Source organism: Pseudomonas fildesensis, from assembly GCF_001050345.1.
GTDB classification, from domain to species: domain Bacteria; phylum Pseudomonadota; class Gammaproteobacteria; order Pseudomonadales; family Pseudomonadaceae; genus Aquipseudomonas; species Aquipseudomonas fildesensis.
Genome location: NZ_LFMW01000016.1, coordinates 22,437 through 47,617 on the forward strand (window position 1 = coordinate 22,437; position 25,181 = coordinate 47,617).

Annotated in this window: 27 protein-coding genes and 1 other RNA gene; 16 read left to right on the plus strand and 12 right to left on the minus strand. The window is 61.4% G+C overall.

The window, feature by feature from the left end:
* Window positions 1–52 precede the first annotated feature (52 nt).
* Entirely contained in the window at window positions 53–523 is a 471-nt protein-coding gene (locus ACR52_RS21615; protein WP_048729266.1) for an Lrp/AsnC family transcriptional regulator, read from the minus strand.
* Between the two features lie 127 nt (window positions 524–650).
* Here ACR52_RS21615 and ACR52_RS21620 point away from each other — a divergent pair, with 127 nt between their 5' ends.
* The 7 genes from ACR52_RS21620 (at window position 651) to ACR52_RS21650 (ending at window position 6,755) form a co-directional block, all read left to right on the plus strand.
* Window positions 651–989: a hypothetical protein gene (locus ACR52_RS21620; protein ID WP_048729269.1), complete on the plus strand. Its 339-nt coding sequence runs from the start codon at window positions 651–653 to the stop codon at window positions 987–989.
* A 79-nt stretch (window positions 990–1,068) separates the two neighbouring features.
* The gene (locus ACR52_RS21625; protein WP_048729271.1) at window positions 1,069–2,757 is read left to right on the plus strand and encodes a GspE/PulE family protein; all 1,689 of its coding nucleotides are present in this window, start codon (window positions 1,069–1,071) and stop codon (window positions 2,755–2,757) included.
* A 77-nt stretch (window positions 2,758–2,834) separates the two neighbouring features.
* Window positions 2,835–3,755 carry an SPFH domain-containing protein gene (locus ACR52_RS21630; RefSeq protein ID WP_027608388.1) on the plus strand — a complete coding sequence of 307 codons (921 nt, stop codon included), beginning with the start codon at window positions 2,835–2,837 and terminating at the stop codon, window positions 3,753–3,755.
* Between the two features lie 10 nt (window positions 3,756–3,765).
* Window positions 3,766–4,212, plus strand: coding sequence for an NfeD family protein (locus ACR52_RS21635; RefSeq protein ID WP_048729274.1), 447 nt, complete (start codon window positions 3,766–3,768; stop codon window positions 4,210–4,212).
* A gap of 68 nt (window positions 4,213–4,280) precedes the next feature.
* Window positions 4,281–4,598 carry a DUF2388 domain-containing protein gene (locus tag ACR52_RS21640; protein WP_041161049.1) on the plus strand — a complete coding sequence of 106 codons (318 nt, stop codon included), beginning with the start codon at window positions 4,281–4,283 and terminating at the stop codon, window positions 4,596–4,598.
* 191 nt (window positions 4,599–4,789) lie between these two features.
* A complete protein-coding gene (locus ACR52_RS21645; protein WP_048729279.1) occupies window positions 4,790–5,455 on the plus strand; it encodes an outer membrane protein in 666 nt (221 codons plus the stop codon).
* A gap of 160 nt (window positions 5,456–5,615) precedes the next feature.
* Window positions 5,616–6,755 carry a DegT/DnrJ/EryC1/StrS family aminotransferase gene (locus ACR52_RS21650; RefSeq protein WP_048729281.1) on the plus strand — a complete coding sequence of 380 codons (1,140 nt, stop codon included), beginning with the start codon at window positions 5,616–5,618 and terminating at the stop codon, window positions 6,753–6,755.
* 100 nt (window positions 6,756–6,855) lie between these two features.
* Here the strand turns inward: ACR52_RS21650 and gcvH are convergent, their stop codons facing one another.
* The 9 genes from gcvH to ACR52_RS21695 all read right to left on the minus strand — a co-directional run bounded on the left by gcvH (window position 6,856) and on the right by ACR52_RS21695 (window position 16,223).
* Window positions 6,856–7,239 (minus strand): glycine cleavage system protein GcvH, encoded by a 384-nt coding sequence (gcvH, locus tag ACR52_RS21655; protein WP_048729284.1) that lies wholly within the window; start codon window positions 7,237–7,239, stop codon window positions 6,856–6,858.
* 51 nt (window positions 7,240–7,290) lie between these two features.
* Window positions 7,291–8,373 carry a glycine cleavage system aminomethyltransferase GcvT gene (gene gcvT, locus ACR52_RS21660; protein ID WP_048729286.1) on the minus strand — a complete coding sequence of 361 codons (1,083 nt, stop codon included), beginning with the start codon at window positions 8,371–8,373 and terminating at the stop codon, window positions 7,291–7,293.
* Window positions 8,374–8,529: 156 nt separating this feature from the next.
* Window positions 8,530–10,146: an ABC transporter permease gene (locus ACR52_RS21665; protein WP_048729288.1), complete on the minus strand. Its 1,617-nt coding sequence runs from the start codon at window positions 10,144–10,146 to the stop codon at window positions 8,530–8,532.
* A 149-nt stretch (window positions 10,147–10,295) separates the two neighbouring features.
* A complete protein-coding gene (locus ACR52_RS21670; protein WP_048729290.1) occupies window positions 10,296–11,300 on the minus strand; it encodes an extracellular solute-binding protein in 1,005 nt (334 codons plus the stop codon).
* A 130-nt stretch (window positions 11,301–11,430) separates the two neighbouring features.
* The gene (locus ACR52_RS21675; protein ID WP_173439316.1) at window positions 11,431–12,651 is read right to left on the minus strand and encodes a 2-octaprenyl-3-methyl-6-methoxy-1,4-benzoquinol hydroxylase; all 1,221 of its coding nucleotides are present in this window, start codon (window positions 12,649–12,651) and stop codon (window positions 11,431–11,433) included.
* A gap of 9 nt (window positions 12,652–12,660) precedes the next feature.
* On the minus strand, window positions 12,661–13,146 hold the full coding sequence (locus ACR52_RS21680) for a DUF4442 domain-containing protein (RefSeq protein ID WP_048729294.1): 486 nt from the start codon (window positions 13,144–13,146) through the stop codon (window positions 12,661–12,663).
* Window positions 13,139–14,326 (minus strand): 2-octaprenyl-6-methoxyphenyl hydroxylase, encoded by a 1,188-nt coding sequence (gene ubiH, locus ACR52_RS21685; protein WP_048729295.1) that lies wholly within the window; start codon window positions 14,324–14,326, stop codon window positions 13,139–13,141. Before ubiH ends, ACR52_RS21680 begins: the two co-directional genes overlap by 8 nt.
* The gene (pepP, locus tag ACR52_RS21690; protein ID WP_048729297.1) at window positions 14,323–15,645 is read right to left on the minus strand and encodes a Xaa-Pro aminopeptidase; all 1,323 of its coding nucleotides are present in this window, start codon (window positions 15,643–15,645) and stop codon (window positions 14,323–14,325) included. Before pepP ends, ubiH begins: the two co-directional genes overlap by 4 nt.
* A gap of 20 nt (window positions 15,646–15,665) precedes the next feature.
* Window positions 15,666–16,223 (minus strand): YecA/YgfB family protein, encoded by a 558-nt coding sequence (locus ACR52_RS21695; protein WP_048729300.1) that lies wholly within the window; start codon window positions 16,221–16,223, stop codon window positions 15,666–15,668.
* Between the two features lie 138 nt (window positions 16,224–16,361).
* Here ACR52_RS21695 and ACR52_RS21700 point away from each other — a divergent pair, with 138 nt between their 5' ends.
* The 4 genes from ACR52_RS21700 to ACR52_RS21710 all read left to right on the plus strand — a co-directional run bounded on the left by ACR52_RS21700 (window position 16,362) and on the right by ACR52_RS21710 (window position 17,780).
* Complete coding sequence (locus tag ACR52_RS21700) at window positions 16,362–16,571, plus strand: TIGR02449 family protein (protein ID WP_003177365.1); 210 nt, start codon at window positions 16,362–16,364, stop codon at window positions 16,569–16,571.
* Window positions 16,568–16,885: a cell division protein ZapA gene (locus ACR52_RS21705; protein ID WP_048729302.1), complete on the plus strand. Its 318-nt coding sequence runs from the start codon at window positions 16,568–16,570 to the stop codon at window positions 16,883–16,885. Before ACR52_RS21700 ends, ACR52_RS21705 begins: the two co-directional genes overlap by 4 nt.
* Before the next feature lie 30 nt (window positions 16,886–16,915).
* Window positions 16,916–17,094, plus strand: a non-coding RNA gene (gene ssrS / locus ACR52_RS29670) — 6S RNA.
* A gap of 56 nt (window positions 17,095–17,150) precedes the next feature.
* On the plus strand, window positions 17,151–17,780 hold the full coding sequence (locus ACR52_RS21710; RefSeq protein ID WP_048729303.1) for a 5-formyltetrahydrofolate cyclo-ligase: 630 nt from the start codon (window positions 17,151–17,153) through the stop codon (window positions 17,778–17,780).
* Window positions 17,781–17,787: 7 nt separating this feature from the next.
* Here the strand turns inward: ACR52_RS21710 and ACR52_RS30990 are convergent, their stop codons facing one another.
* Entirely contained in the window at window positions 17,788–17,937 is a 150-nt protein-coding gene (locus ACR52_RS30990) for a hypothetical protein (RefSeq protein WP_010207387.1), read from the minus strand.
* A 194-nt stretch (window positions 17,938–18,131) separates the two neighbouring features.
* On the opposite strand from ACR52_RS30990, the gene ACR52_RS21715 reads away from it, so the two are divergent.
* From ACR52_RS21715 to ACR52_RS21730, 4 genes are all read left to right on the plus strand, one after another.
* Window positions 18,132–18,581, plus strand: a complete 450-nt coding sequence (locus ACR52_RS21715; RefSeq protein WP_048729305.1) for an EVE domain-containing protein — start codon at window positions 18,132–18,134, stop codon at window positions 18,579–18,581.
* Between the two features lie 69 nt (window positions 18,582–18,650).
* The gene (locus ACR52_RS21720) at window positions 18,651–19,616 is read left to right on the plus strand and encodes an HlyD family secretion protein (protein ID WP_048729306.1); all 966 of its coding nucleotides are present in this window, start codon (window positions 18,651–18,653) and stop codon (window positions 19,614–19,616) included.
* A complete protein-coding gene (gene rbbA / locus ACR52_RS21725; RefSeq protein ID WP_048729308.1) occupies window positions 19,613–22,330 on the plus strand; it encodes a ribosome-associated ATPase/putative transporter RbbA in 2,718 nt (905 codons plus the stop codon). The genes ACR52_RS21720 and rbbA overlap by 4 nt, the downstream gene beginning before the upstream one ends.
* On the plus strand, window positions 22,330–23,448 hold the full coding sequence (locus ACR52_RS21730) for an ABC transporter permease (RefSeq protein WP_048729310.1): 1,119 nt from the start codon (window positions 22,330–22,332) through the stop codon (window positions 23,446–23,448). Before rbbA ends, ACR52_RS21730 begins: the two co-directional genes overlap by 1 nt.
* 154 nt (window positions 23,449–23,602) lie before the next feature.
* On the opposite strand, the gene ACR52_RS21735 is transcribed toward ACR52_RS21730, so the two are convergent.
* Window positions 23,603–24,019: a flagellar basal body-associated protein FliL gene (locus ACR52_RS21735; RefSeq protein WP_048729312.1), complete on the minus strand. Its 417-nt coding sequence runs from the start codon at window positions 24,017–24,019 to the stop codon at window positions 23,603–23,605.
* Between the two features lie 150 nt (window positions 24,020–24,169).
* Here ACR52_RS21735 and ACR52_RS21740 point away from each other — a divergent pair, with 150 nt between their 5' ends.
* Complete coding sequence (locus tag ACR52_RS21740) at window positions 24,170–25,147, plus strand: NADPH:quinone oxidoreductase family protein (RefSeq protein WP_048729314.1); 978 nt, start codon at window positions 24,170–24,172, stop codon at window positions 25,145–25,147.
* Window positions 25,148–25,181 lie beyond the last annotated feature (34 nt).

Genomic DNA, 25,181 nt, shown 5'->3' on the forward strand with positions numbered 1-25,181 from the left:
CGGCAAACTCGCTCTTGTAGGAGCCTGCTTGCCGGCGATGAGGCCGCCCCTGTCAGCGCAACACTGGCAGGCTGGTAGTCGACTTGATTTCTGACAAGGCCACAATCGAATTGACCTCCTGAATCCCCGGCACCATCGACAACTTCTCGAAGAAAAATCGCTCGTACGCCTCAATGTCCGACGTGACGATGCGCAGCAGAAAATCCACCGCCCCCATCAGCACATAACACTCCAGCACTTGCGGAAACCCGCGAATCGCCTCGGTGAATTCGGTGAAGTTGGAACGGCCGTGGGCGTTGAGTTTGATCTCGGCAAAAATCTGCGTGTTGAGGCCGATCTTCTTGCGATCCAGCAGGGTCACCTGGCCGCGAATCACCCCTTCTTCCTTGAGCCGCTGGATGCGTCGCCAACAGGGCGACTGCGAAAGACCGACCTGTTCGGCGATCTGCGCGCTGGAGAGCGAGGCGTCCTCTTGCAGCAGGGCCAGGATGCGGCGGTCGTAGACGTCCAGCTCACTGTGCATATAAATACCTTTTTTTCTACCCATCTTGAATTGATCGATTCGCCAACCCGCAAATCAAGCCCATTTTAGATAAGAAATCTCCCGTGGCTAATGTAAAAATTTCTCCAGTCGAATCCGGAGAGTTCTCATGCACGCCGTCGAAACCACAACCCCCATCACCCGCGTCGATGCGTGGGCCGTCAATAGCGCTCATTGCCAGGCGCATTATCAGATCGTGGCCGAAGCTGAACCCGACGTGCTGTGCCGGGTGCTCAACTATTTCGCGCTGCAGTTCCTCACGCCATGCCAGGTCAATGTGGAACGCCAGGATGACCTGCTGAGCATCGACATCGTAATGGATGGCCTGAGCTGGCACCGTGCCCAAGTGATTGGTGAAAAGATTCGAAACCTGATCAGCGTGTGCACCCTGGAGATGTGGCGGGCCGATGCCGTGCGGCCTCACGCGGTGATGGCAGCCGCTCAGTAAAAGCCTGCAATACACGCTGGGAGGCGGATATTCAGGGGCTGACTAGCCTGGGATGACGTCCAGCCCCAGGAACATGTTCATGCCCGTTGATCACCGTTTGGAATTGCATCAGTTGTTGCCAGCCCTGGTCGACCAGGGGCTGGTTACACCCGAGGTGGCTCAACGCTTGTCGATGCTGCCCGCCAGCAACAGCCAGCATCCCTTGGCGTGTATCGCGGCTCACGGATCTTGTTTGGAAACCCTCACGCAATGGCTGGCGCGACATGTAGGGCAGCCTTATCTGCGCATCGACCCGCTGAAGATCGATGTGGCGACCGTGGTGCCGCTGATGTCCCACGCGTTCGCCCAACGCCACGCCATCCTGGCGGTGGCCGTGGATGCACAGACCGTCACCATCGCCAGCGCCCAGCCCCATGTCACCGGCTGGGAAGCCGGGCTGGCGCAGGTGCTCAAGCGCTCGATCAAGCGCGTGGTTGCCAACCCCCAGGACATCCAGCGTTGCATCGGTGAGTTTTACCGCCTGGCAAAGTCAGTCAGCAGCGCGGATCAAAAAGTGCCAGCGCCGGGTCATTTCGATCTGCTCAACCTAGGCGCCACCGACCAGGAGCCCGACGCCAACGATGCCCATATCGTCAATATCGTCGACTGGCTGTTGCAGTACGCCTTCGCCCAGCGTGCCAGTGATATCCACATCGAACCTTGTCGTGACCAGGGCCGAGTGCGGTTTCGCATCGATGGGTTGCTGCACGATGTGTATCAATTCCCGCCCCAGGTGACGATGGCGGTGGTCAGCCGCTTGAAAAGCCTGGGCCGGATGAATGTAGCGGAAAAGCGCAAACCCCAGGACGGCCGGGTCAAGACCAAAAGCCCGGCGGGGGCGGAGGTGGAATTGCGTCTGTCGACCTTGCCGACGGCGTTTGGCGAGAAGCTGGTGATGCGGATTTTCGACCCACAGGTGCTGCTCAAGGACTTCGACCAACTGGGTTTGTCTGCCGAGGACCAACAGCGCTGGCAAGCGATGACCCGCCAGACCAACGGCATCATCCTGGTCACTGGCCCTACAGGCTCAGGCAAGACAAGCACCCTCTACGCCACTCTCAAGCAACTGGCGACCCGCGAGGTCAACCTGTGCACGGTGGAAGACCCGATCGAGATGGTCGAGCCGGCGTTCAACCAGATGCAGGTCCAGCACAACATCGACCTGACCTTCGCCAGTGGCATCCGCGCACTGCTGCGCCAGGACCCCGACATCATCATGATCGGTGAGATTCTCGACCAGGAAACCGCAGAAATGGCGATCCAGGCCGCACTGACCGGGCATCTGGTGCTGTCGACCCTGCACACCAACGACGCGCCCAGTGCCATCAGCCGCTTGCAGGAACTGGGCGTTGCTCACTATTTGATCAAGGCCACGTTGCTAGGGGTGATGGCGCAGCGCTTGGTGCGGCTGTTGTGCCCCCACTGCAAACGCGCGGTGAACGGGGAAAGTACCGACCATGAGGCTGTCGGGTGCGCGGAGTGTCGTGACAGCGGTTACCGAGGCCGGGCCGGGGTCTACGAAATCATGGTCATGGACGACGCGCTCAAGGCACTGATCACCCCCGGCGCCGACGTGCAGGCCTTGCGCCGGGCCGCTCTCAAGCAAGGCATGTGCAGCCTGCGGACAGCCGGCACACAAAAGGTAATGGCCGGGCTGACCACAATCGCCGAAGTATTACGGGTGACGCCTGGGGATTCAGAAACAAATCCTTTGATAGATGTGCCGTGAATCCGTTCTTATCGGTGACAACACCGTTACAATCGGCCGAACGTCGTTTCACTGACACCATTAGATAGGGAATCGCAATGCAGATCGGAACCGTACTGCTTCTTTTCGTGGGTTTGGCCATCGCCATCCTCTTCATGGGCTTCAAGGTCGTCCCCCAGGGCTACCAGTGGACGGTCGAGCGTTTCGGCCGCTACACCAACACCCTCAAGCCTGGCCTCAACATCATCATCCCGGTCATGGACCGTATCGGTCGCAAGATCAACGTGATGGAAAGCGTGCTGGATATCCCGCCCCAGGAAGTCATCACCGCCGACAACGCCACTGTGCAGATCGACGCCGTGTGCTTCTTCCAGGTGGTGAACACCGCCCAGGCCGCCTACGAGGTCAACAACCTCGAACATGCCATTCGCAACCTGCTGCAAACCAATATCCGTACCGTACTCGGCTCCATGGAGCTGGATGCAATGCTCAGCCAGCGTGACGGTATCAACGAAAAACTGCTGCGTACCGTCGACGAGGCCACGGCACCGTGGGGCATCAAAATCACCCGGATCGAAATCAAGGACATCAGCCCGCCCGCCGACCTGATGGCCGCGATGTCTGGCCAGATGAAAGCCGAACGGATCAAGCGTGCACAGATCCTGGAGGCCGAGGGCCTGCGGGCGTCGGCAATCCTGACCGCCGAAGGCAAGAAGCAGGCTCAGATTCTTGAAGCCGAAGGTGGACGCCAGGCCGCATTCCTCGAGTCTGAAGCCCGTGAGCGTCAGGCCGAGGCTGAGGCACGCGCGACCCAGGTGGTCTCCGAAGCGATCGCCACCGGTAACGTGCAGGCCATTAACTACTTCGTCGCGCAAAAATACATCGATGCCCTGGGCAAGCTGGCGTCGGCCAACAACAGCAAGGTGATCCTGATGCCGCTGGAAGCCAGCCAGGTGATCGGGGCTGTCGGTGGCATCGGCGAGATCGTCAAAGCGACCTTCGACAACAAGAAAGCCTGAGGCAATCGCCATGTGGGATTTCCTGCAGCATCTGTCGTTCTGGGATTGGCTGGCACTGGGCACCGTGTTGTTGATTCTTGAGGTGTTCGGCGCCGGCGGTTACCTGTTGTGGATGGGTATCGCTGCCGCCGCCGTGGGCGTAATCAAGTTTCTGGTCCCGCCCCTCGGGCTGGAGTGGCAACTGTTGCTGTTCGCCGTATTGTCGATATTGACGGCGGTGTATTGGTGGAAACGCCAACGCAGCAGTGCCAAGGCCAGCGACCAACCGGGGCTGAACGAACGGGGTTCGGAGTTGATCGGGCGCACTTTTGTGGTGCATCAGGCAATTGTGGATGGCCGGGGCAAGATAAAAGTCGGTGACGGCGTGTGGATGGTGACCGGCCCTGACAGCCCGGTAGGTGCTCAAGTACGCGTGGTTGGCCAGGATGGTGTGATTTTCAAGGTTGAAACAGTTTAGGCGGTGATGGAACTCGGTTGGGCTAACGACAATCAAAAGTGCAGATAACCCACCCGGAGTCACCCATCATGCGTCTCAAATATGCTGTCGCAACCCTCGCTGTGCTTTCCCTCCCTGTCGGTTCAGCCATGGCCGACAGTTTCTGGCGCAATGTCATCTCGTCGGGCGCCACTACCGGCTCGACGTACCTGACGTTCAAGGACCACAAACTGGTGGTCGCCGCACAAGACGACGCGGGCAGCTTCGTTGCCAGCGACGGCGGTATCCGCGGGCCGTACCTGGAAGCTGCCATGCAGAAAGTGCGTGCCGACAACCCTGGCCTGAAGGCCACGGATATGGAACTGGCCAATGCCATCCTGGCGAAAAACGCCATCGCTTCCGAGTAACACAGCCCCATGAAGAATGCCGCTCTTTTGAAGCGGCATTTTTTTGCACCTATTTTTCCCACAGCTGATACTGGTAATTCGATGGGTGGTTACGCCTATTTCGCAAACGAATGCGAGAGAAGTCCTGTTCAAGCCAGACGCGCCCCCCAACAAGCTATCGATTCCTTTTAAGTTAACGTGAATCGACGACCATGCAAAAGCTGTCTCTCGCCCTGTTACTCGCCGCGATCGCAACCCCTGCCGCCCAAGCGGAAGGCTGGTACGGCTCGGCAAAACTCAACAGTGCACGCCAGAATCTTTCCAGTTCATTGCTGACCAGCCCACGCGTAAGCGAACGCGTCGACGCCCCCGACAGCACCAAAACCTTCACCAGTTCCTTCGCGGTGGGTTACGCCTTTAGGGAGGGCTGGCGCGTGGAGGGTGAATACACCCTGCCAAGTAACTCGACGTTCAAATCCTATTGGGCGCCCTTCAACGCCAACGTCAACAGCCTGCACACGCAAAGCCAGCGTTTGATGCTCAATGGCTACAAAGACATCCCAATCAACCCATGGCTATCGTTCTACGGGATGGCCGGGGTGGGGGTCGCTCGAATCGCCACCGATGGCTACCAAAGCAACGAGACCCGTCGTTTCGCCAGCAACCGCCAGCACAATCTTGCCTACAGCCTGGGCCTGGGGCTGGACGCCAAGGTCACGGAAGAGCTAACCCTGGGCGTTGGTTATCGCTATGTGGCCATGGGCGATGTTGAAACCGGCTACAACACCTTCGCCAACCGGATAAACGCCCGGGATGAGCAGCTCAAGGGCAAGCTCAAGGAGCAGAACCTGTTTCTTGAGGCCCGCGTTGCCTTCTGATTCATAAGCCAGGAGTGCCGCCCGCCGAGGCGGCATTTTTTTGCCCGCAGGATGACGATTCAATCACAACCGACAGGCTATATTCAGTCGAGCCGTGCAACCATGCCGGTACTGATACGCCTTTTCTCATCGTCTATCTGAAACGGATGCCTTCGTCGTCATGAGCCAACAGCCCTTCCTGCCGTTTTCCAAACCCACCATCGATGAAGCCACCATCTCGGCAGTCGGCGATGTACTGCGCTCGGGCTGGATCACCAGCGGGCCGAAAGTGCAGGCATTCGAGGCACAGCTGTCGGAGTACTTTGGCGGCCGCCCGGTGCGTACCTTCAACTCGGGCACTTGCACCATGGAGATTGCCTTGCGCATCGCCGGTATCGGGCCTGGCGATGAAGTCATTACCACGCCGATCTCTTGGGTCGCCACGGCCAACGTGATTCTGGAGGTCGGCGCCACGCCGGTGTTTGCCGATATCGACCCGGTCACCCGCAACATCGACCTGGCCCAGGTGGAAGCTGCAATCACACCGCGCACCAAAGCGATCATCCCGGTGTACCTGGCCGGTTTACCGCTGGATATGCCGATGCTTTACGCACTGGCGAACAAGTACAACCTGCGCATCGTTGAAGACGCCGCCCAGGCGTTAGGGTCGAGTTGGGACGGCGAGCGCATCGGCGCTACCGGTGACTTTGTGTCGTTCAGTTTCCAGGCGAACAAAAACATTACCTCTTCCGAGGGTGGTTGCCTGGTGTTGAATAACGCCGAGGAAGCACGCCTGGCGGAGAAGTACCGCTTGCAGGGCGTTACTCGCACCGGCTTCGATGGCCTGGATGTGGATGTGCTGGGCGGCAAGTTCAACATGACCGATATCGCCGCCGCCATTGGCCTGGGGCAATTTGCGCATATCGAAAAGATCACCGCCCATCGACAGAACCTGGCACGGCATTACTTCGAGTGCTTCGGCAGTGATTTTGAAGAAAAGTATGGCGCGCAGCTGCCGCCCGCGGACTTTGAAAACAGCAACTGGCACCTGTTCCAACTGGTGCTGCCAGAGCGTCAAGACGGCTTGCCCGCCCGCGCCACGTTCATGGAGCAGATGCAGGCCCACGGTGTAGGCATTGGCTATCACTACCCGCCGATCCACCTGCTGAGCCTTTATCGGGCACAGGGTTTCAAGGAAGGCATGTTCCCGGTGGCGGAGCGTGTTGGGCGTTTGATCGTGTCGTTGCCAATGTTTACGGCGATGACGGAGGCGGATGTCGAGCGGTCGATAGCGGCGGTAAAGGCAGTATTGAAGCGCTAACCCTGTAGGACCCGACTTGCCGGCGATGGCGACCTCAGGGTCGCTGCAAGGCTCGAGGGCCTCATCGCCGGCAAGCCGGCTCCTGCAATGATCGGCGGTGTTATTCGCCGATGGCGGCTTTGTAGCCGGCGGCATCCAGCAGTTTTTCCAGGTCAGCCGGGTTGCTTGGCTTGAGTTTGAAGATCCACGCACCGTAAGGGTCGGTGTTCAGCAGCTCTGGCTCGGCGCTCAGCGCGTCGTTCACAGCGATCACTTCGCCAGCAATCGGCGAGTAGATATCCGAAGCGGCCTTCACCGACTCAACCACCCCAGCCTGACCTTCTGCGGCAAATACGTTGCCAACCTCGGTCAGCTCCACGAACACCACATCACCCAAGGCTTCCTGGGCATGGTCGGAGATCCCAACGGTCACGGTACCGTCGGCTTCCAGACGGGCCCATTCGTGACTTTCGGCAAAACGCAGGTCGGCAGGGATATTGCTCATAGTCTGTGTCCTCAAGAAGTAATGTCAGCGGCCATTGGCCTGCCGGAATAGTTAGATCAAGGTTTTGCCATGGCGCACGAAGGTCGGTTTGACCACTCGAACCGGATACCACTTGCCGCGGATTTCCACTTCGGCCCGATCGGCTGTCGCCGTCGGTACACGTGCCAGCGCAATGGATTTGCTCAGCGTAGGAGAGAAACTACCACTGGTGATCTCCCCTTCGCCAACATTGGCGATACGAACCACTTGGTGAGCGCGTAAAACCCCACGTTCTTCCAGTACCAGCCCGACCAGTTTGAACCGCACGCCGGCGGCCTTTTCTGCTTCCAGCGCCGCACGGCCGATGAATTGGCGCTCGGCGGGCTCCCAGGCGATGCTCCAGGCCATGTTGGCCGCCAAGGGGGAAACGTCCTGGTGGATATCCTGACCATACAGGTTCATGCCGGCTTCCAGGCGCAACGTATCGCGTGCGCCGAGGCCGATGGGGGAAATACCGGCGCCCACCAGATCGTTGAAAAAGCCCGGCGCCTGGTCGGCAGGCAGGACAATTTCAAGGCCGTCTTCGCCGGTGTAACCCGTACGGGCGATAAACCAGTCGCCGTCCGCCTGGCCTTCAAAGGGCTTGAGCTGGTTGATCAGGTTGCCACGGGACTGAGTGACCAGTTCGGCAATTTTCTGCCGGGCATGGGGGCCTTGAATCGCGAGCATGGCCAATTCAGGACGCTCATGCAGCTGCGCCGTGTAGTCGCCCAACTGCGCCTGCATCCAGGCCATGTCCTGGTCGCGGGTAGCGGCGTTGACCACCAGCCGGTAACCGGCTTCGGTGCGGTAGACGATCATGTCGTCCACCACGCCGCCCTGCTCGTTGAGCATGGCGCTGTACAACGCACGGCCGCAGCCATGTAAACGATCGACGTCATTGGCCAGCAGGTGCTGGAGCCATTCCTTGGCCTGAGGGCCGGTGACATCGATCACGGTCATATGAGATACATCGAACACCCCGCAGTCGCGCCGCACCTGATGGTGTTCTTCAACTTGCGAGCCGTAGTGCAGAGGCATATCCCAACCGCCAAAATCGACCATTTTCGCGCCGAGGGCGAGATGCAGGTCATACAGAGGCGTACGCTGTCCCATGGGTTTCTCCTTCCGGGCGTGGCGAAGGTGCGCAGCGTTGCCGTTCGCGCTGAACACCTTGAATTACAAGGCCTGCAGCCACGCACAGCAACCCGATCCGAAAGACGGACCGCACCGAATGCCGCGCATTGTAGCCTCAAGCTGTAGGACTGGCACCTAGCCGATTTGTCGGGCAGAGCGTCGGATCAGCAAGATCACCGGTAACAGGCCAACCAGCACGAGGGTCAGCGCCGGCAAAGAAGCCCGCGCCCACTCCCCCTCACTCGTCATTTCAAAAATCCTTACCGCCAGGGTGTCCCAGCCAAACGGGCGCATGAGCAGGGTGGCGGGCATTTCCTTGAGCACGTCGACGAACACCAGCAGCGCTGCGCTCAGGGTGCCGGGCAGCAACAGCGGCAGATACACTTTGCAAAACAGTCGTGGACCGCTCACGCCAAGACTGCGAGCGGCTTCCGGCAACGATGGACGGATTCGCGTCAGGCTGTTTTCCAGCGGACCGTAGGCCACGGCCAGAAAACGTACCAGATACGCCAGCACCAACGCCGACAGGCTGCCCAGCAACAGGGGTTTGCCCGAACCGCCGAGCCAACCCGACAGCGGCACCACCAGCTCACGATCCAGATAGCTGAAGGCCAACATGATCGACACCGCCAACACCGAGCCGGGCAAGGCGTAGCCAACGTTGGCCAGGCTGATACCGGAACGAATCGCCCGTGTCGGCGCCAGGCGGTTGGCGAAGGCCAGTATCAGGGCCACGCTGACCGTGATCAGCGCCGCGATGCCACCCAAGTACAACGTGTGGACGATCAGGCCCGAATAGCGCTCATCCAGGTCGAAGCGGCCGCGTTGCCAGAACCAGGCGACCAGTTGCAGCATCGGAATGACAAACGCACAGGCGAATACCAGGCCACACCAACCACTGGCGGCTACGGCCTTGAACCCACGCAGGTGGTAAAGCGCCTTGCCCCTTGGCCGTTCGTTGCTTGGGCGACTGGCGCCACGGGCGCGCCGTTCGCCATACAGCACCAGCATCACCACCAGCAGCAACAGGCTGGCCAGTTGAGCCGCGCTGGACAGGCTGAAAAAGCCGTACCAGGTCTTGTAGATGGCGGTGGTGAAGGTATCGAAATTGAACACCGAGACCGCACCGAAATCCGCCAGGGTCTCCATTAACGCCAAGGCCACACCGGCGCCAATCGCGGGCCTGGCCATGGGCAATGCCACGCGCCAGGACGCTTGCCAGGGCGATTGCCCCAACACCCGCGCGGCTTCCATCAAGCCTTTGCCCTGAGCGAGGAATGCGGTACGCGCCAGCAGGTAGACGTAGGGATAGAACACCAGCACCAGCACGATGGTTACACCGCTGGTGGAGCGCACGCGCGGCAAACGCAAGCCGCTGCCGAACCACTCGCGCAGGAGGGTTTGCACCGGGCCTGCGAAGTCCAGCAGGCCGACGAATACGAAGGCCAGTACATAGGCCGGAATCGCGAAGGGCAGCATCAAGGCCCAGTCGAGCCAGCGCCGGCCAGGGAATTCGCAAAGGCTGGTCAACCACGCCAGGCTTACACCCAACACGGTCACACCGGCGCCGACGCCCAGCACCAGGGTCAAGGTATTGCCCAGCAAGCGTGGCATCTGGGTCTCCCACAGGTGGGACCAGATTTGGGCGTCAATGCTTTGCCAGGACAGCAACAACACGCTCAGCGGCAGCAGCACCAGGGCGGCGACGGTGAAGACCGGCAGGTACCAGCGGCGTTGGGCGGGATGGGCCAAAGGTGAGCTCTCTCTAAAAATGATTGTGCCCACGCTCTGCGTGGGCACATAGCCTTTGACGCTCTGCGTCACGCGTCAAGGCGCGACGCGGAGCGTCGAGGGCGGCATTCCTTTGCTACGCGCGGGAACGATCAATCATAACCGGTGAATCAGTTCCAGCCAGCCCGATCCATCAACCGAATCGCCTCAGCCTGACGCTTGCCCGCCACTTCCACCGGCAAGGTATCCGCTACGAACTTGCCCCAGGTCGCCACTTCAGCCGACGGCGGCACCGCCGGGTTGGCCGGGAATTCCTGGTTCACGTCGGCAAAGATCTTCTGCGCCTCAGGCGTGGTCATCCATTCCACAAGCGCTTTGGCGGCTTCGGGGTGCGGTGCGTGTTTGGTCAGGCCGATGCCCGACAGGTTCACATGCACGCCACGGTCGCCCTGGTTGGGCCAGAACAGCTTCACCGCCAGGTCCGGCTTCTGCTTGTGCAGGCGGCCGTAGTAGTAGGTATTGACGATACCCACGTCGCACTGGCCGGCGTTGATCGCCTCCAGCACCGCGATGTCGTCGGAGAACACGTCGGTGGACAGGTTGTTGACCCAGCCTTTGACGATTTCTTCGGTCTTGGCCGCACCGTGGGTTTCGATCAGTGTGGCGGTCAGCGACTGGTTGTAGACCTTTTTCGCCGTGCGCAGGCACAGGCGGCCTTCCCATTGCTTGTCGGCCAGGGCTTCATAAGTGGTCAGGTCGCCCGGTTTAACCCGGTCGGTGGAGTAGGCGATGGTCCGCGCGCGCAGGCTCAAACCGGTCCAGGCGTGGGCCGATGAGCGATATTGCATCGGGATATTGGCGTCGATCACCTTGGAGGTGAACGGTTGCAGGATGCCCATCTGCTCGGCTTGCCAGAGGTTACCGGCGTCCACGGTGAGCAGCAGGTCTGCGGTGGCGTTTTCGCCCTCGGCCTTGATGCGCTGCATCAGCGGGGCTTCCTTGTCAGTGATGAACTTCACCTGCACACCGGTTTTTTGGGTGTAGGCGTCGAACACCGGCTTGATCAGTTCGTCGATGCGCGAGGAGTAGACCACGACTTCGTCGGCCGCCTGCACGGTGGTGGTGCCGATGAGGGTGAGTGCCAGGGCAGTCAGGAGGCGCTTGGGTGCCAACATGGGGCGGTCTCTCATATGCAAATTGAAGGCAAATGATAGGGACTCACATTTGGCAGCGCTCGGTGGAGGCGTTACTAGATGTTGCACGACGCGCAATACCCACTCCCTGCAGGAGCCAGCAAGCTCGCACCTACAATGGTTTGGCGAGATCTGGCAAGTCGCCGGTCAGCCCCAGGGCCTGGCGCACAAACACCGCCTTGGCTTCGGGCATCTGGTCGACGATTTTCAACCCGGCGTTGCGCAGCCAGCGCAGCGGTAGTTGATCGGCCTGGAACAGCCGTTCAAACCCCTCCATTGCTGCCATCAACGCCAGGTTGTGCGGCATACGCCGACGCTCGTAACGGATCAGCACTTTCACATCCGCCAGACGCTCACCGCGCTCGGTGGCCTGCAGCAGCACTTCGGCCAGCGTGGCCGCATCGAGGAAACCAAGGTTCACGCCCTGCCCCGCCAGCGGATGAATGACGTGGGCCGCATCGCCGATCAGGGCCAAGCCTTCGGCCACGTAGCGCTTGGCGTGGCGCTGACGCAGCGGCACACACATCCGAGGGTCAGCGCTGACCACGGTGCCCAGTCGCCCTTCGAAAGCGCGCTCCAGCTCACGACAGAAGCTTTCATCATCCAGTGCCATCAGGCGCTCGGACTCGCTCGGCGTGGTCGACCAGACGATCGAACACCAATCTTCCTGCCCATCGCGCACCAGCGGTAAAAACGCCAGCGGGCCGGTGTCGGTAAAGCGCTGCCAGGCCGTGCGCTGGTGCGCCTGGGTGCTGCGCACGCTGGTGACGATGGCGTTATGCAGGTAGTCCCACTCGCGAGTCGCGGTGCCGGTCAGGCGGCGCACGGCGGAGTTGGCGCCATCGGCAGCCACCACCAGCGGCGCGCGCAGTTTGCGGCCATCGGCCAGGGTCAGCAGCCAGTCATCACCGGAGCGGCGCATCTGTTCCAGGCGCGCATTGGCCAGCAGGCCGAGGTCGCAGTCATGCAGACGGTCGAGCAAGGCATCCTGAACCACGCGGTTCTCGACGATATGCCCGAGCACCTCGGCATGCACGCTGGCCGCCGAAAAGTGGATCTGACCGGTGCCGCTGCCGTCCCACACCTGCATATCGCCATACGGGCTGGCGCGTCGCTCGACGATGCCGTCCCACACGCCGAGGCGCTCCAGGATGCGCTGGCTGGCGGCCGACAAGGCGCTCACCCGCGGTTCGAAGGCGGCGTCACGGTCGAACGGTTTGACGCTCAGCGGGCTGCCGTCGAGCAGCAGCACCTGCAGGCCACTGCCCTGCAACGCCAGCGCCAGGGCGCTTCCGACCATTCCGGCCCCGACAATCAGCACATCTGCGCGCATGTCCATGCTTTAAGCCTGTCTCGCTGGCGGCTTGCGCCGCACGTAAAGGGTTTTTTCGACCCGCGCCACCAGGGCGCCGGAGCCGTCATGAATCTGGACCTTGAGGTGCGGCAAGTATTTCTCACCGCCTTCGGTCTGCCGACGAATCTCATCGAGCAAGGCGTCGTCGATGGAAAATTCGGCATACACCGGGCCTTTGCCCGGCGAGATAAAATCGATGCTCGCGGCCTTGTCCCAAACGATGTAGTCGCGGCCCAGGTTCTCCATCAGCATCAGCATGTAGAACGGATCGACCATCGAATACAGGCTGCCGCCAAACTGCGTGCCGACGTAGTTGCGGTTGTACCAGCCCAAGCCCATGCGCACTTTGACGTGACGAAAATCGGCGCTCATGTGTTGCACACTGACCCCCGCGCCCAAATACGGCGGGTACAGGGTCATGATCCAACGCAACAACCGCGCCTTGCCCAGGCGCTCTATCAGCCACTTACGCATCGGGACGTGTGCCCAGGCCCATGGCCTGACGGGCGAACCAGCGTTTGGCCGGCGGCAACAGGTCCAGGCCCAGCAGGCCCATATTGCGGCCCAGCGCCACCCACGGTTGAGCGCTGCCAAACAGGCGCGTGACCTGGTCGGAGAAGCCCACGGTCAGTTTTTGATCCAGGCGCTGACGCTCGCGGTAAGCCTGCAAGGTCGCAAGATCGCCCGGCACCGCCGGCCCGGCCAACAAGGCCTCGGCCAGGGCGCTGGCATCGCGCAGGGACAGGTTGAAGCCCTGCCCGGCAATCGGGTGCAGGCTGTGAGCGGCGTTGCCGAGGATCGCCAGGTGCGAACGCACTTGTTCTTCGGCTTCCACCAGGGTCAGCGGGTATAGATGACGGGCGCCAACTTGCTTAAGGGTACCCAGGCGGTAGCCGAACACACCCTGCAACTCACTCAAGAAACTGCGCTCGTCAAGGCTGGCCAGGCGCTGGGCGTCCATGCCGATGCGGGTCCAGACCAGCGCGCAACGGTTGTCCGGCAGCGGCAACAAGGCCATCGGCCCTTCATCGGTAAAGCGTTCGAACGCTTCGCCGTTGTGGGCTTCGCTTGGGGTGATATTGGCGATCAGCGCACTCTGGTTGTACGGACGGCTTTTCACGCCGATGCCCAGTTGCTCACGCAAACCGGAGCGGCCGCCATCGGCCAGCACCGCGAGGTCGCACTCCAACACGGTTTCATCGTTGAGGGTCAGGCGATAGCCATCGGGCAACGGCTCCATGCGCGTGACTTCCGCCGGGCAACGCCAGCTGACCACGTCTGTGTCCAGGCCTTGCCACAGGCATTGGCCCAGCCAGGCGTTTTCCACCACATAACCGAGTGCCGGTACGCCCTCTTCCATGGCGGACAAACGCGCGGTGGAGAAGCGCCCACGGTCCGATACATGGATCTGTTTGATCGGCTCGGCACGGCGGGAAATGTCCTCCCAGATGCCGAGGCGCTGGTAAATCTGCCGAGCACCGAACGACAGCGCCGAAGAGCGCGCGTCGTAGCTCGGCTGGTAGCTGTCACCCGGTGCGAACGGTTCGATCAATACGATCTTCCAGCCCCGCGCCTTGGCCCCCGCCTGCAACGCTAACGCCAGGCTGGCGCCCACCAGGCCGCCACCGATAATCGCCAGGTTGACCCGGCTCATCGTGCAGCCGCCATCAGGGCTTCGATTTCGGCGACAGCCTTGGGCACGCCGCCGGTCAGAATTTCACAGCCTTGCTTGGTCACCACCACGTCGTCCTCGATGCGTACGCCAATGCCACGCCATTTCTTCGCCACGTTCTGGTTGTCGGGCGAAATATAGATCCCGGGTTCCACGGTCAACGCCATGCCGACTTCCAGCACGCGCCACTCACCGCCGACCTTGTACTCGCCCACATCGTGCACATCCATGCCCAGCCAATGGCCGGCACGGTGCATGTAGAAGGGTTTGTAGGCTTCGCCGGCGATCAGCTCGTCAACGTCGCCTTGCAGCAACCCCAGCTTCACCAGCCCGGCGGTGATGACCTTTACGGTCGCCTCATGGGCCTGGTTCCAATGTTTATTCGGCGCGATCTCGGCAAACGCGGCTTCCTGGGAAGCCAGCACGATTTCGTAAATCGCTTTTTGTTCGGGTGAGAATTTGCCGTTGACCGGCCAGGTACGGGTGATATCGCTGGCATAGCAGTCGATTTCGCAACCCGCATCGATCAGCACCAAGTCGCCGTCCTTGAGCAGCGCGTCATTCTGCTGGTAATGCAGGATGCAGCTGTTGCGCCCGGCCGCGACGATGGAGCCATAGGCCGGCATTTTCGCCCCGCCCTTACGGAACTCGTAATCCAGCTCGGCTTCCAGGCTGAATTCATGCAAACCGGCGCGGCTGGCCTGCATCGCCCGCACATGGGCCGCACAGGAGATCCGCGCAGCCTCTCGCATCACCTTCACTTCTGCCGCCGATTTATACAGGCGCATGTCGTGGAGCAGATGATCCAGGGCAACAAATTCGTTCGGTGGCTGGGCGCCGAGGTGCGCTTTAGAGCGGATCACGTTGATCCACTCCATCAGGTGCCGGTCGAATTCGGCGTTGCTGCCCATGGCCGAATACACCCGGTCACGGCCTTCGATCAGGCCGGGCAGGATGTCGTCGATGTCGGTGATGGGGAATGCATCGTCAGCGCCGAAGTCACGAATCGCGCCTTCGGTACCGGCGCGCAGGCCGTCCCACAGTTCGCGTTCGGCATTGCGTTCACGGCAGAACAGCACGTACTCGCCATGCTGGCGACCGGGCATCAGCACGATCACCGCTTCGGGCTCGGGGAAGCCGCTCAGGTACTGGAAGTCGCTGTCCTGACGGTAGACATGCTCGACATCGCGGTTGCGAATGGCCACGGCAGCGGCCGGCAGGATCGCGATGCTGTTGGGTTCCATCTGCGCCATGAGCGCCTTGCGGCGACGGGTGTATTCCGCTTTGGGGATATGGATCATGGGCAGATGGGCTTCCTTTCTTAGTGCAACGACGGCTTGGCGGCGGCCGGTTCAGCGGACTTTTTGGTCTCGGCGAACAGCAATAGCGGCGCGACGCGCAGGTATTCCATCACTTCCATGTAGTCGCCTTCGCCGTCTTCGGATTCTTTCAGGGCGTCTTGCACCTGGGAGATGGCAGCCAGGTCCTGCAGCACTTCCTTGGCGTCGGTGCTCAGTTCCAGGCCGCCGGCGTTCACGCCAAAGCCATGGAGGAAACCCTGGCACCATTGGCCCAACGCTGCAGCGCGTTCGGCCAGGGGGGCATCGTCGACAGGCAGCAGCAGGACCACGGTGACGTCATCACCGGTCAGCTCGCCCTTGACCATCTCTTGCAAGCCGATAAGCGCGTTGCGGACGTTCTCGGTCGGCTCGGTTTCGAGCAGCTCGGCCACATCGGCCAGCCAGTTGTCAGCGTCGAAGCCGACACCGGTACAACTGCGGCCCAACAGCACGCCGTGCAGTTCGGCAGGCGAGCAAGGATGACCGCTGGTGCTCAGCAGTTTGGAAAAAGCATCGTACGGGGAGTTCTGAATGGGCATGGTGAGCTAGGCGCCAGACGGCGCAATGTCTAGAATGGAGCGCTGTATCCTAGCACCGGCAGACGTACCAAGACTATCGAGGGCGTCAGATCGTTTATCCTGCAGTTGCCATTCATCAGACAAATCCAGTGGAACCCAATGGAAGACACCGACCTGCAAGCGCTGATGGCCAGACTCGAATTGCTAATTGATCGGGTCGAGCAACTTAAGAGTCAAAACGGACTCCTATTAGCTCAGGAAAAGACCTGGCGCGAGGAACGCGCTCACCTCATTGAAAAAAACGAAATCGCCCGGCGTAAGGTCGAATCGATGATTTCGCGCCTGAAGGCCCTGGAGCAAGACTCATGAGTTCAAGCAATAGCGTTACCGTGCAGATCCTCGACAAAGAATATTCGATCATCTGCCCCCAGGAAGAACGCAGCAACCTGGTGAGCGCTGCCCGCTACCTGGACGGCAAGATGCGTGAAATCCGCAGCAGCGGCAAAGTCATCGGCGCCGACCGTATCGCCGTGATGGCCGCATTGAACATTACCCACGATTTGCTGCATAAGCAGGAGCGCCCTGACGTGCAGGCCAGCGGGTCGACCCGTGAGCAGGTGCGTGACCTGCTGGAGCGCGTTGATCTGGTGCTTTCTACCGATCCCGCGCCACCCAAGGGCTGATTGCTGAGTCTGTTTCGGGTATACTCGCCCCACTCCCTGGCGTGCTTGCCAGTCGGCGATGTCCCGGAGCCGATTCGCACTACCCTGGAAGTTGCACGTTTGGCTGGTGTGCATGTCCGCTAGACGGAAAGCCTTAAAGCCTACTGCTTCTTCCACCTTGAACTTTCGGGTTCAAGGGCTTAGTCGACAGCGGTTCTGTCGGGGAGCCTGATTCCCAAACTCAATGCCAGTCCTAGGACTGGCATTGTTTTATGAGCCGAAAACCATGACCGAACCTGCGCCGCTTTCCCGTCCGCAACTTCGACGCATGTTGCGCAAAGCGCGCCGCGCCCTCACGCCGAGCGAGCAGCGCCAGGCAGCCCTCGGCCTGTATCGGCAACTGGCACAGCACCCGCTGTTTCGCCGGGCCAAACATATTTCCTTATACCTACCGACGGACGGTGAAATCGATCCGCGCTTGCTGCTGCGCGCTGCACAGCGCCGGGGCAAGGCCACTTACCTGCCGGTGCTCAGCGCCTGGCCGCGTACCAAGATGGTGTTCCAGCGCGTACGGTCTGGGGAAAAGTTGCTGCCCAACCGGTTTCGCATTCTTGAGCCACGGGTGAACGCCCGTCGCCAGCGTAAAGTCTGGGCGCTGGATCTGGTGCTGCTGCCGCTGGTGGGGTTCGATGACGCGGGCGGGCGGCTGGGCATGGGCGGTGGATTCTACGACCGCAGCCTCGCCTACCTCGCTCGACGCCAAAACTGGCGCAAACCGACGCTGCTGGGGCTGGCCCATGAATGTCAAAAGGTCGATCGATTGGCGCAGGCAAGCTGGGATGTGCCGTTGGCGGGCACCGTCACTGACAGGAAATGGTATATCGCACAGACGCCACTGGGGTCAGCGGCGCCTTGAAGAAGGGTTAACGCTTGAACGGTTGCGGCTGCTGCTGAGCCAGTTCAACGGGCGCATCGGTCTTGTTCGACCACAAGCTTTGCGCATACCCGGTGGTCACGACGCCCAGACCAAACAAAATAACCAATATCCATAGTAAATCCGGTTTACGTTGCATCGATTGCCCCCCTCCAGGCACCTCGTACACGATGACAACAACGTTCCAAAGTAGTCCGTTGCAGCTGCGTCAAGCTTAAAAGCGGGCATTCTGCGGTAACGTGAACCAACACGCAAACCTTGACGCCAACCGACTGTCGGTTTGTCATGGAATTGCCTGACAACTTGCCCAATGCCTTTTTCAGGAGCCCAACAATGGCCTATTGGCTGATGAAATCCGAGCCCGACGAACTTTCCATCAAGGGCTTGGAAAAGCTTGGCGAAGCCCGCTGGGACGGAGTTCGCAACTATCAGGCGCGCAACTTCCTGCGCGCCATGGCCGTGGGCGATGAGTTTTTCTTCTACCACTCCAGTTGCCCGGAGCCGGGTATTGCGGGCATCGGCAAAATCATCGAGGCCGCCTACCCGGATCCCACCGCGCTGGAGCCGGACAGCCACTATTTCGACGCCAAGGCCAGCCCGGAGAAAAACCCGTGGAGCGCGATCAACGTGGCCCACGTGAAAACCTTTCCCAAGGTGCTGGGCCTGGGCTACCTGAAACAGCAAACCGCCCTCGCCGAATTGCCCCTGGTGCAGAAAGGCAGCCGGCTTTCGGTGATGTCGGTCACGCCTGAGCAATGGGCCGCCGTCCTTAATCTGCTTTAACTGACAGACATCAAAGCACCCAGAGGGGAAACCGGTCACACTGGGACGCTAATGCCGCAGGATGCAGCCATGTCTACGAACCACCGTACCTCCCGCGTTTTCGCCATTGCCTTGGTCGCCCTGTTGCTCGGGGCCGGCGGTTTTGGTTACTGGCGATCCACCCAGGACCGCCTGCCCGAAGGTTTGAGCATGGGCAACGGCCGCTTGGAATCCACTGAGGTACAGATTGCCGCCAAGATCCCCGGGCGCCTGGCCGAAGTGCGGGTGGATGAAGGCGACAAGGTGCTCAAGGGCCAACTGCTGGCGCGCATGGACACCCGCACCCTGGAAGCCCAGCGCGCCCAGGCCGAAGCCGAAGTGATACGCGCCAAAGAAAACTTCGCCGCCGCCGAGGCCAACGTGCAACTGCGCGAGAGCGAGCAACTGTTGGCCCACCAGGAACTCAAGCGCACCCAGGAGCTGTACAAACGCGGCTTCGCCAGCGGCCAGTTGATCGACCAGCAGCAAGCGCGCCAGAACACCGGCAATGCCGCCGTGATCGCCGCGCAAGCCCAGGTCAACTCGGTCAAGGCCGCCATCGCCGCCGCTCAGGCCCAGGTGGTGCAACTCACCAGCGAAATCGATGACAGCAGCTTGCGCGCGCCCATCGACGGCATCATCCAGCTGCGCTTGGCGGAGCCCGGTGAAGTGCTCGGTGCCGGCGGTCGTGTTCTGCTGTTGATCGACCCCGAAGACCAGTACATGAACCTCTACCTGCCCGCCTCCGTCACCGGCCGCCTGACCGTCGGCAGTGACGCGCGGGTGCTGCTCGACGCCCTGCCCCAGCAACCGCTGTCGGCCAAAATCAGCTTTGTCGCCGCCAAATCGCAATTCACCCCCAAGGAAGTGGAAACCCGCGATGAACGCCAGAAGCTGGTGTTCCGCGTCAAACTGCGCCTCACCCAACCCACCGCAGTGCCGCAAGCCAAGCCGGGTATGCCCGGCGCCGGCTACGTGCGCACGGCTGACATAGACTGGCCGGCCAACCTGCAATGACCGGCCTGGCGCTGCACGCCACGGGCATCAACCACCGCTACGGCAAGCAACAGGCACTGATCGACATCGCCTTCAGCCTGCCCGCCGGTACCCGTTGCGGCTTGATCGGTCCGGATGGCGCGGGCAAATCGAGCCTGCTGGGCTTGATCGCCGGGGTTAAAAAGCTCCAGGACGGCCAGCTGGAGGTACTCGGCGGCTCCATCGCCGACCGCCGCCACCGCAACAGCCTGTACCCGCGCATCGCCTTCATGCCCCAGGGCCTGGGCGGCAACCTGTATCCCGAACTGTCCATCAGCGAAAACATTCGCTTCTTCGCCACGCTGTTCGGCCTGTCGAGAGCCGATTGCGACCAGCGCATGCACAACCTGCTACTGGCCACCGACCTCGCACGCTTCGCCGAACGCCCGGCCGGCAAGCTCTCCGGCGGCATGAAACAGAAGCTTGGCCTTTGCTGCGCGCTGATCCACGACCCGGACCTGCTGATCCTCGACGAGCCCACCACCGGCGTCGACCCGCTGTCGCGTCGACGCTTCTGGGAACTGGTGGAAAACGTACGCCGCGAACGCCCGCAACTGACGCTGCTGGTGGCGACGGCCTACATGGAAGAAGCCGAGCAATTCGAACATTGCCTGATGCTCGATCGCGGCAAATTGATCGCCGATGGCTTAAGCAGCGAACTGGCGGCGACCACGCCCAGCGGCAAACTGGATGAAGCATTCACCCATTTCCAGGGCGACAGTGCCCACAACAACCAGCCTCTGGTCATCCCGCCCCGCGAGAGCGACAACACCGATATCGCCATCGAAGCGCACGACCTGACCCTGCGTTTTGGTGATTTCACGGCAGTGGACAAGGTCAGCTTTGCCATCGGGCGAGGCGAAATCTTCGGTTTCCTCGGTTCCAACGGCTGCGGCAAGACCACCACCATGAAAGTCCTCACCGGGTTGATGCCGGCCACCGAAGGCCGCGCGGTGCTGCTGGGCAAGGCGGTGGACGCCAAGGACTTGGCCACTCGCAAGCGCGTGGGTTTCATGTCGCAAAGTTTCTCGCTGTACGGCGAACTCAGCGTTCGCCAGAACCTGGTGCTGCACGCGCAACTGTTCGACCTGCCCAAGGCCGACAGCGGCCCGCGGATCGATGAACTGATCCAGCGTTTCGACCTCGGTGAGGTGGCCGAACAACCCTCGGGCGAATTGCCCCTCGGCCTGCGTCAGCGTTTGTCCTTGGCAGTGGCGGTGCTGCATCGCCCGGAAGTGCTGATCCTTGATGAACCCACCTCGGGCGTCGACCCAGCGGCGCGGGATGATTTCTGGCGGTTGCTGGTCGAGCTGTCCCGCGAACAAGGGGTGACGATCTTTCTGTCCACCCACTTCATGAACGAAGCCCAGCGCTGCGACCGCATCTCGCTGATGCACGCGGGCAAGGTGCTGGCCTGCGACACGCCCGACGCGCTGCAACAGCAGTTCCACGGCGATACTCTGGAAGCCGCATTTGTCACCTGCCTGGAACAGGCCCAGGGCGAGCCGGAACCTGCAGCACCCGCCGCGACCGTCAGCGAACCCACCGCACCACCCGTAAGCAAACGCGGGTTCAGCCTGTCTCGCCTGTTGGCAGTGGCCAGTCGCGAAGGCAAGGAGTTGCTGCGCGACAAAGTGCGCATGGCCTTCGCCCTGCTCGGGGCGATGTTCATGATGGTGATCTTCGGCTACGGCATTTCCCTGGACGTGGAAAAACTCGCCTTCGCCGTCTACGACCAGGACCAGACCCCACAAAGCCGCACCTACCTGGAAGCCTTTCGCAGCTCGCGCTATTTCGCTGAACAGCCGCCGATCCAGGATGCCAACGAATTGCACCGACGCCTGCAACGCTCGGAAATCAAACTGGCCCTGGAAATCCCGCCAGGGTTTGGCCGTGATCTTTACGCCGGCCGCCAACCCACCGTGGCCGCTTGGCTCGACGGCGGCATGCCGTTTCGCGCGGAAACCAGCCGCAACTATGTCGAAGCCGTGCACCTGGGCAATCTCCAGCAACTGGCCGAACTGAGCAGCCTGCCCGTCAATAACCAGGCCGCTGCCAAGCTGGAAACCCGCTTCCGCTATAACCAGGACGTGGTCAGCGTGAATGCCATCGGCCCAGGGGTGATGGCACTGATCCTGGCGTTCATACCGGCCATGCTCACCGCCCTCGGCATCGTGCGTGAGAAAGAGCTGGGCTCGATCACCAACTTCTACGCCACGCCCCTGACCCGCCTGGAATTCCTGCTGGGCAAACAGGCACCGTACCTGGCCGTGAGCCTGGTCAACCTGGCCGTGCTGGTGGCGATGAACCGCTGGCTGTTCGGCGTACCGTTCAAGGGCAGCGGCCTGACCCTGGCGTTCGGTGGCCTGCTGTATGTGCTGGCCACCACCAGCATGGGCCTGCTGATTTCCGCGTTCACCCGCACCCAGATCGCCGCGATCCTCGGCACGATGATCATCACCAGCCTGCCGACCATTCAATTCTCCGGGCTGATCGTACCGCGCTCGTCCCTGGAAGGCGCCGCCGCGCTGATGGGCATGTTGTTTCCAGCGGGACATTTTCTAGACATCGCCGTGGGCACCTTTACCAAGGCCTTGGACGTGCGCCAGTTGTGGCCGCAGTGCCTCGCGCTGTTCGGGTTTTTCGTCGGGTTCACCGGGCTGAGCCTGGTCATGCTCAAGAAGCAGGAGGCCTGATGCACAAGCTCACTCATATCCTGCGCCTGGGCCTCAAGGAACTGACCAGCCTGCGCCACGACAGCGTATTGCTGCTGTTTTTGTTCTACGCCTTCACCGTCGCTATCTACATGCCCGCCGCCGGCTCGGTGATTGGTGTGCACAACGCCAGCGTCGCGTTTATCGATGAAGACCACAGCTCGCTCTCACGGCAGATGGCCGAGGCGCTGCAGCCGCCCGAATTTCAGCCACCCGCGCCGTTGGCCTACGACCAGTTGGACAGGGTGATGGACAGCGGCCAGTACACCTTCGTGATCAACGTGCCGGCGAACTTCCAGGCCGACTTGCTCGCCGGCCGTCAACCGGGCGTGCAGGTGAACGTCGATGCCACCGCCATGAGCCAGGCGTTCATGGGCGCCGGCTACATCGGCAGGATTTTCCAGCGCGAGTTGCTGAGCTACAGCGGCCAGGCCGACACCGCCGCGAAAGCGCCGGCGCTGCTGACCACGCGGGCGCTGTTCAACACCAACCTGGAAGGCGGCTGGTTCCTGGCGGTGATCCAGATCGTCAACAACATCACCATCCTCGCCATCGTGCTGACCGGTACCGCGCTGTTGCGCGAACGCGAGCACGGCACCCTCGACCATCTGCTTGTGCTGCCGCTGACCGCGCTGGAGATCATGCTGGCGAAAATCTGGAGCAACATGCTGGTGGTGGTGCTGTGTACCTGGCTGTCGCTGGAGGTGGTGGTCAAAGGGCTGCTTGGCGTGCCGCTGGCCGGTTCGTTGACGTTGTTTCTGTTCGTGACCGCGCTGTACCTGTTTGCCAGCACCGCCTTGGGCATCTTCCTCGCCACCCTTGCCCGCTCGACGCCGCAGTTTGGCCTGCTGGCGATTCCGGTGATCATCCCGATGCTGTTGCTGTCGGGCGGCAGCACGCCGCTGGACAGCATGCCCGAGTGGTTACAGTGGGTGATGCAGGGCTCGCCGTCGACACACTTTGTGAGCCTGAGCGCGGCAATTCTGTTTCGCGATGCGGGGGTGAGCGTGGTGTGGCCGGATTTGTTGGCGCTGGCGGGGATAGGTTTGTTGTTTTTTGCGGTGGCATTGGCCAGGTTCCGCAAAAGCCTCGCGTCTTGAACGTGGCGAGCGGGCTTGTTGTGGCGAGCGGGCTTGCCCCGCGTTGGGCTGCGCAGCAGCCCCATTAGACTCACCACATTATTTCAGGCACACCGAGGTATATGGTTTTGGGGCGGCTTCGCCACCCAACGCGAGGCAAGCCCGCTCGCCACAGTTACTGGATGATCAGGTTGTTGAACAACAAATCTTCAACCACCGGCTTGCCGGTCTCGTCGTTCATCACTTGCTGGGTTTGCTTCAGGGCTTCCTGGCGCAGTTTTTCCTTGCCCTCGACGGTGCCCATGGCCTCGGTGGTCTGCTGGGTGAACAGCGCCACCAGCTGGTTACGAATCAATGGGTCATTGGCTTTGACCGCAGCCGCCGCTTCAGGCCCGGTCACGCGCAGGGCGATGTCGGCCTTAAAGACCTTGAGCTTCGCCGTACCGTCCAGGCCATAGTTGCCCACGAATGGCGGACTCAGGGTGATATAGCTGACCTTCGGCGCCTCGCCTTCTTTGGCTTCTTTGGCTTCTTCGGCCTGGGCCACCATCGGCAAGGTCAGGGCCAGCATCAACAGGATCCACGCTTTCACAGTTCATTCCTCACATTCGGTTGCCCGGTAGCATAACGCTAGCAAGGCTGAGCACAAGCTTATGGCGACTTATCAGGCCCGGGCATGCTCGTTGACCCACGGGCGTACCCTCCTACACTTATCGGCCACGACGCCAAAAGGAATAGTCCGATGAAAGCTGTGCTGTGCAAAGCCTTCGGCCCCGCCGAATCCCTGGTGCTGGAAGAGATCGCCAGCCCCGCGATCAAGAAGAACGAAATCCTGCTGGACGTGCACGCTGCCGGGGTGAATTTCCCCGACACCCTGATCATCGAGGGCAAATACCAGTTCAAGCCGCCCTTCCCGTTCTCGCCAGGTGGCGAAGCGGCGGGCGTGGTGAGTGAGGTCGGTGAAAAAATCAGCCACCTGAAAGTCGGTGACCGCGTGATGGCGTTGACCGGCTGGGGCAGCTTTGCCGAGCAGGTCGCGGTGCCTGGCTATAACGTGCTGCCGATCCCGTCGAGCATGGACTTCAACACCGCCGCCGCTTTCAGCATGACCTACGGCACGTCGATGCATGCGCTGAAACAACGCGCCAACCTGCAACCCGGCGAAACCCTGCTGGTCCTCGGCGCTTCCGGTGGCGTGGGCCTGGCCGCCGTGGAAATCGGCAAGGCCATGGGCGCACGGGTTATCGCCGCCGCCAGCAGCGCCGACAAGCTCGCCGTGGCCAAGGCAGCCGGCGCCGATGAACTGATCAACTACAGCGAAGCCAGCCTCAAGGATGAGATCAAGCGCCTTACCGACGGCAACGGTGCCGATGTGATCTACGACCCGGTGGGCGGCGACCTGTTTGACCAGGCCATCCGCGCCATCGCCTGGAACGGCCGCCTGCTGGTGGTGGGCTTTGCCAGCGGGCGCATTCCGGAACTGCCGGTGAACCTCGCGCTGCTCAAGGGCGCGGCGGTTGTCGGGGTGTTCTGGGGCTCGTTCGCCCAGCGTCAGCCGCAGGACAATGCGGCGAACTTCCACCAGCTGTTTGGTTGGTATGCCGAAGGCAAGCTCAAGCCGCTGGTGTCGAAGGTGTACCCACTTGAGCAGGCCGCCCAGGCGATCAATGACCTGGGGCAGCGCAAGGCTGTCGGTAAAGTGGTCGTCCAGACCCGCTGACACGAACCCTTGTGGAGCGAGCTTGCTCGCGAAA

Excerpts from the sequence above, each read along its gene's own strand:
- ACR52_RS21615 (WP_048729266.1), bottom strand. The coding sequence starts at position 523 with ATGCACAGTGAGCTGGACGTCTACGACCGCCGCATCCTGGCCCTGCTG.
- ACR52_RS21620 (WP_048729269.1), top strand. The coding sequence starts at position 651 with ATGCACGCCGTCGAAACCACAACCCCCATCACCCGCGTCGATGCGTGG.
- ACR52_RS21625 (WP_048729271.1), top strand. The coding sequence starts at position 1,069 with ATGCCCGTTGATCACCGTTTGGAATTGCATCAGTTGTTGCCAGCCCTG.
- ACR52_RS21630 (WP_027608388.1), top strand. The coding sequence starts at position 2,835 with ATGCAGATCGGAACCGTACTGCTTCTTTTCGTGGGTTTGGCCATCGCC.
- ACR52_RS21635 (WP_048729274.1), top strand. The coding sequence starts at position 3,766 with ATGTGGGATTTCCTGCAGCATCTGTCGTTCTGGGATTGGCTGGCACTG.
- ACR52_RS21640 (WP_041161049.1), top strand. The coding sequence starts at position 4,281 with ATGCGTCTCAAATATGCTGTCGCAACCCTCGCTGTGCTTTCCCTCCCT.
- ACR52_RS21645 (WP_048729279.1), top strand. The coding sequence starts at position 4,790 with ATGCAAAAGCTGTCTCTCGCCCTGTTACTCGCCGCGATCGCAACCCCT.
- ACR52_RS21650 (WP_048729281.1), top strand. The coding sequence starts at position 5,616 with ATGAGCCAACAGCCCTTCCTGCCGTTTTCCAAACCCACCATCGATGAA.
- gcvH (WP_048729284.1), bottom strand. The coding sequence starts at position 7,239 with ATGAGCAATATCCCTGCCGACCTGCGTTTTGCCGAAAGTCACGAATGG.
- gcvT (WP_048729286.1), bottom strand. The coding sequence starts at position 8,373 with ATGGGACAGCGTACGCCTCTGTATGACCTGCATCTCGCCCTCGGCGCG.
- ACR52_RS21670 (WP_048729290.1), bottom strand. The coding sequence starts at position 11,300 with ATGTTGGCACCCAAGCGCCTCCTGACTGCCCTGGCACTCACCCTCATC.
- ACR52_RS21675 (WP_173439316.1), bottom strand. The coding sequence starts at position 12,651 with ATGCGCGCAGATGTGCTGATTGTCGGGGCCGGAATGGTCGGAAGCGCC.
- ACR52_RS21680 (WP_048729294.1), bottom strand. The coding sequence starts at position 13,146 with ATGCGTAAGTGGCTGATAGAGCGCCTGGGCAAGGCGCGGTTGTTGCGT.
- ubiH (WP_048729295.1), bottom strand. The coding sequence starts at position 14,326 with ATGAGCCGGGTCAACCTGGCGATTATCGGTGGCGGCCTGGTGGGCGCC.
- pepP (WP_048729297.1), bottom strand. The coding sequence starts at position 15,645 with ATGATCCATATCCCCAAAGCGGAATACACCCGTCGCCGCAAGGCGCTC.
- ACR52_RS21695 (WP_048729300.1), bottom strand. The coding sequence starts at position 16,223 with ATGCCCATTCAGAACTCCCCGTACGATGCTTTTTCCAAACTGCTGAGC.
- ACR52_RS21700 (WP_003177365.1), top strand. The coding sequence starts at position 16,362 with ATGGAAGACACCGACCTGCAAGCGCTGATGGCCAGACTCGAATTGCTA.
- ACR52_RS21705 (WP_048729302.1), top strand. The coding sequence starts at position 16,568 with ATGAGTTCAAGCAATAGCGTTACCGTGCAGATCCTCGACAAAGAATAT.
- ACR52_RS21710 (WP_048729303.1), top strand. The coding sequence starts at position 17,151 with ATGACCGAACCTGCGCCGCTTTCCCGTCCGCAACTTCGACGCATGTTG.
- ACR52_RS30990 (WP_010207387.1), bottom strand. The coding sequence starts at position 17,937 with ATGCAACGTAAACCGGATTTACTATGGATATTGGTTATTTTGTTTGGT.
- ACR52_RS21715 (WP_048729305.1), top strand. The coding sequence starts at position 18,132 with ATGGCCTATTGGCTGATGAAATCCGAGCCCGACGAACTTTCCATCAAG.
- ACR52_RS21720 (WP_048729306.1), top strand. The coding sequence starts at position 18,651 with ATGTCTACGAACCACCGTACCTCCCGCGTTTTCGCCATTGCCTTGGTC.
- rbbA (WP_048729308.1), top strand. The coding sequence starts at position 19,613 with ATGACCGGCCTGGCGCTGCACGCCACGGGCATCAACCACCGCTACGGC.
- ACR52_RS21730 (WP_048729310.1), top strand. The coding sequence starts at position 22,330 with ATGCACAAGCTCACTCATATCCTGCGCCTGGGCCTCAAGGAACTGACC.
- ACR52_RS21740 (WP_048729314.1), top strand. The coding sequence starts at position 24,170 with ATGAAAGCTGTGCTGTGCAAAGCCTTCGGCCCCGCCGAATCCCTGGTG.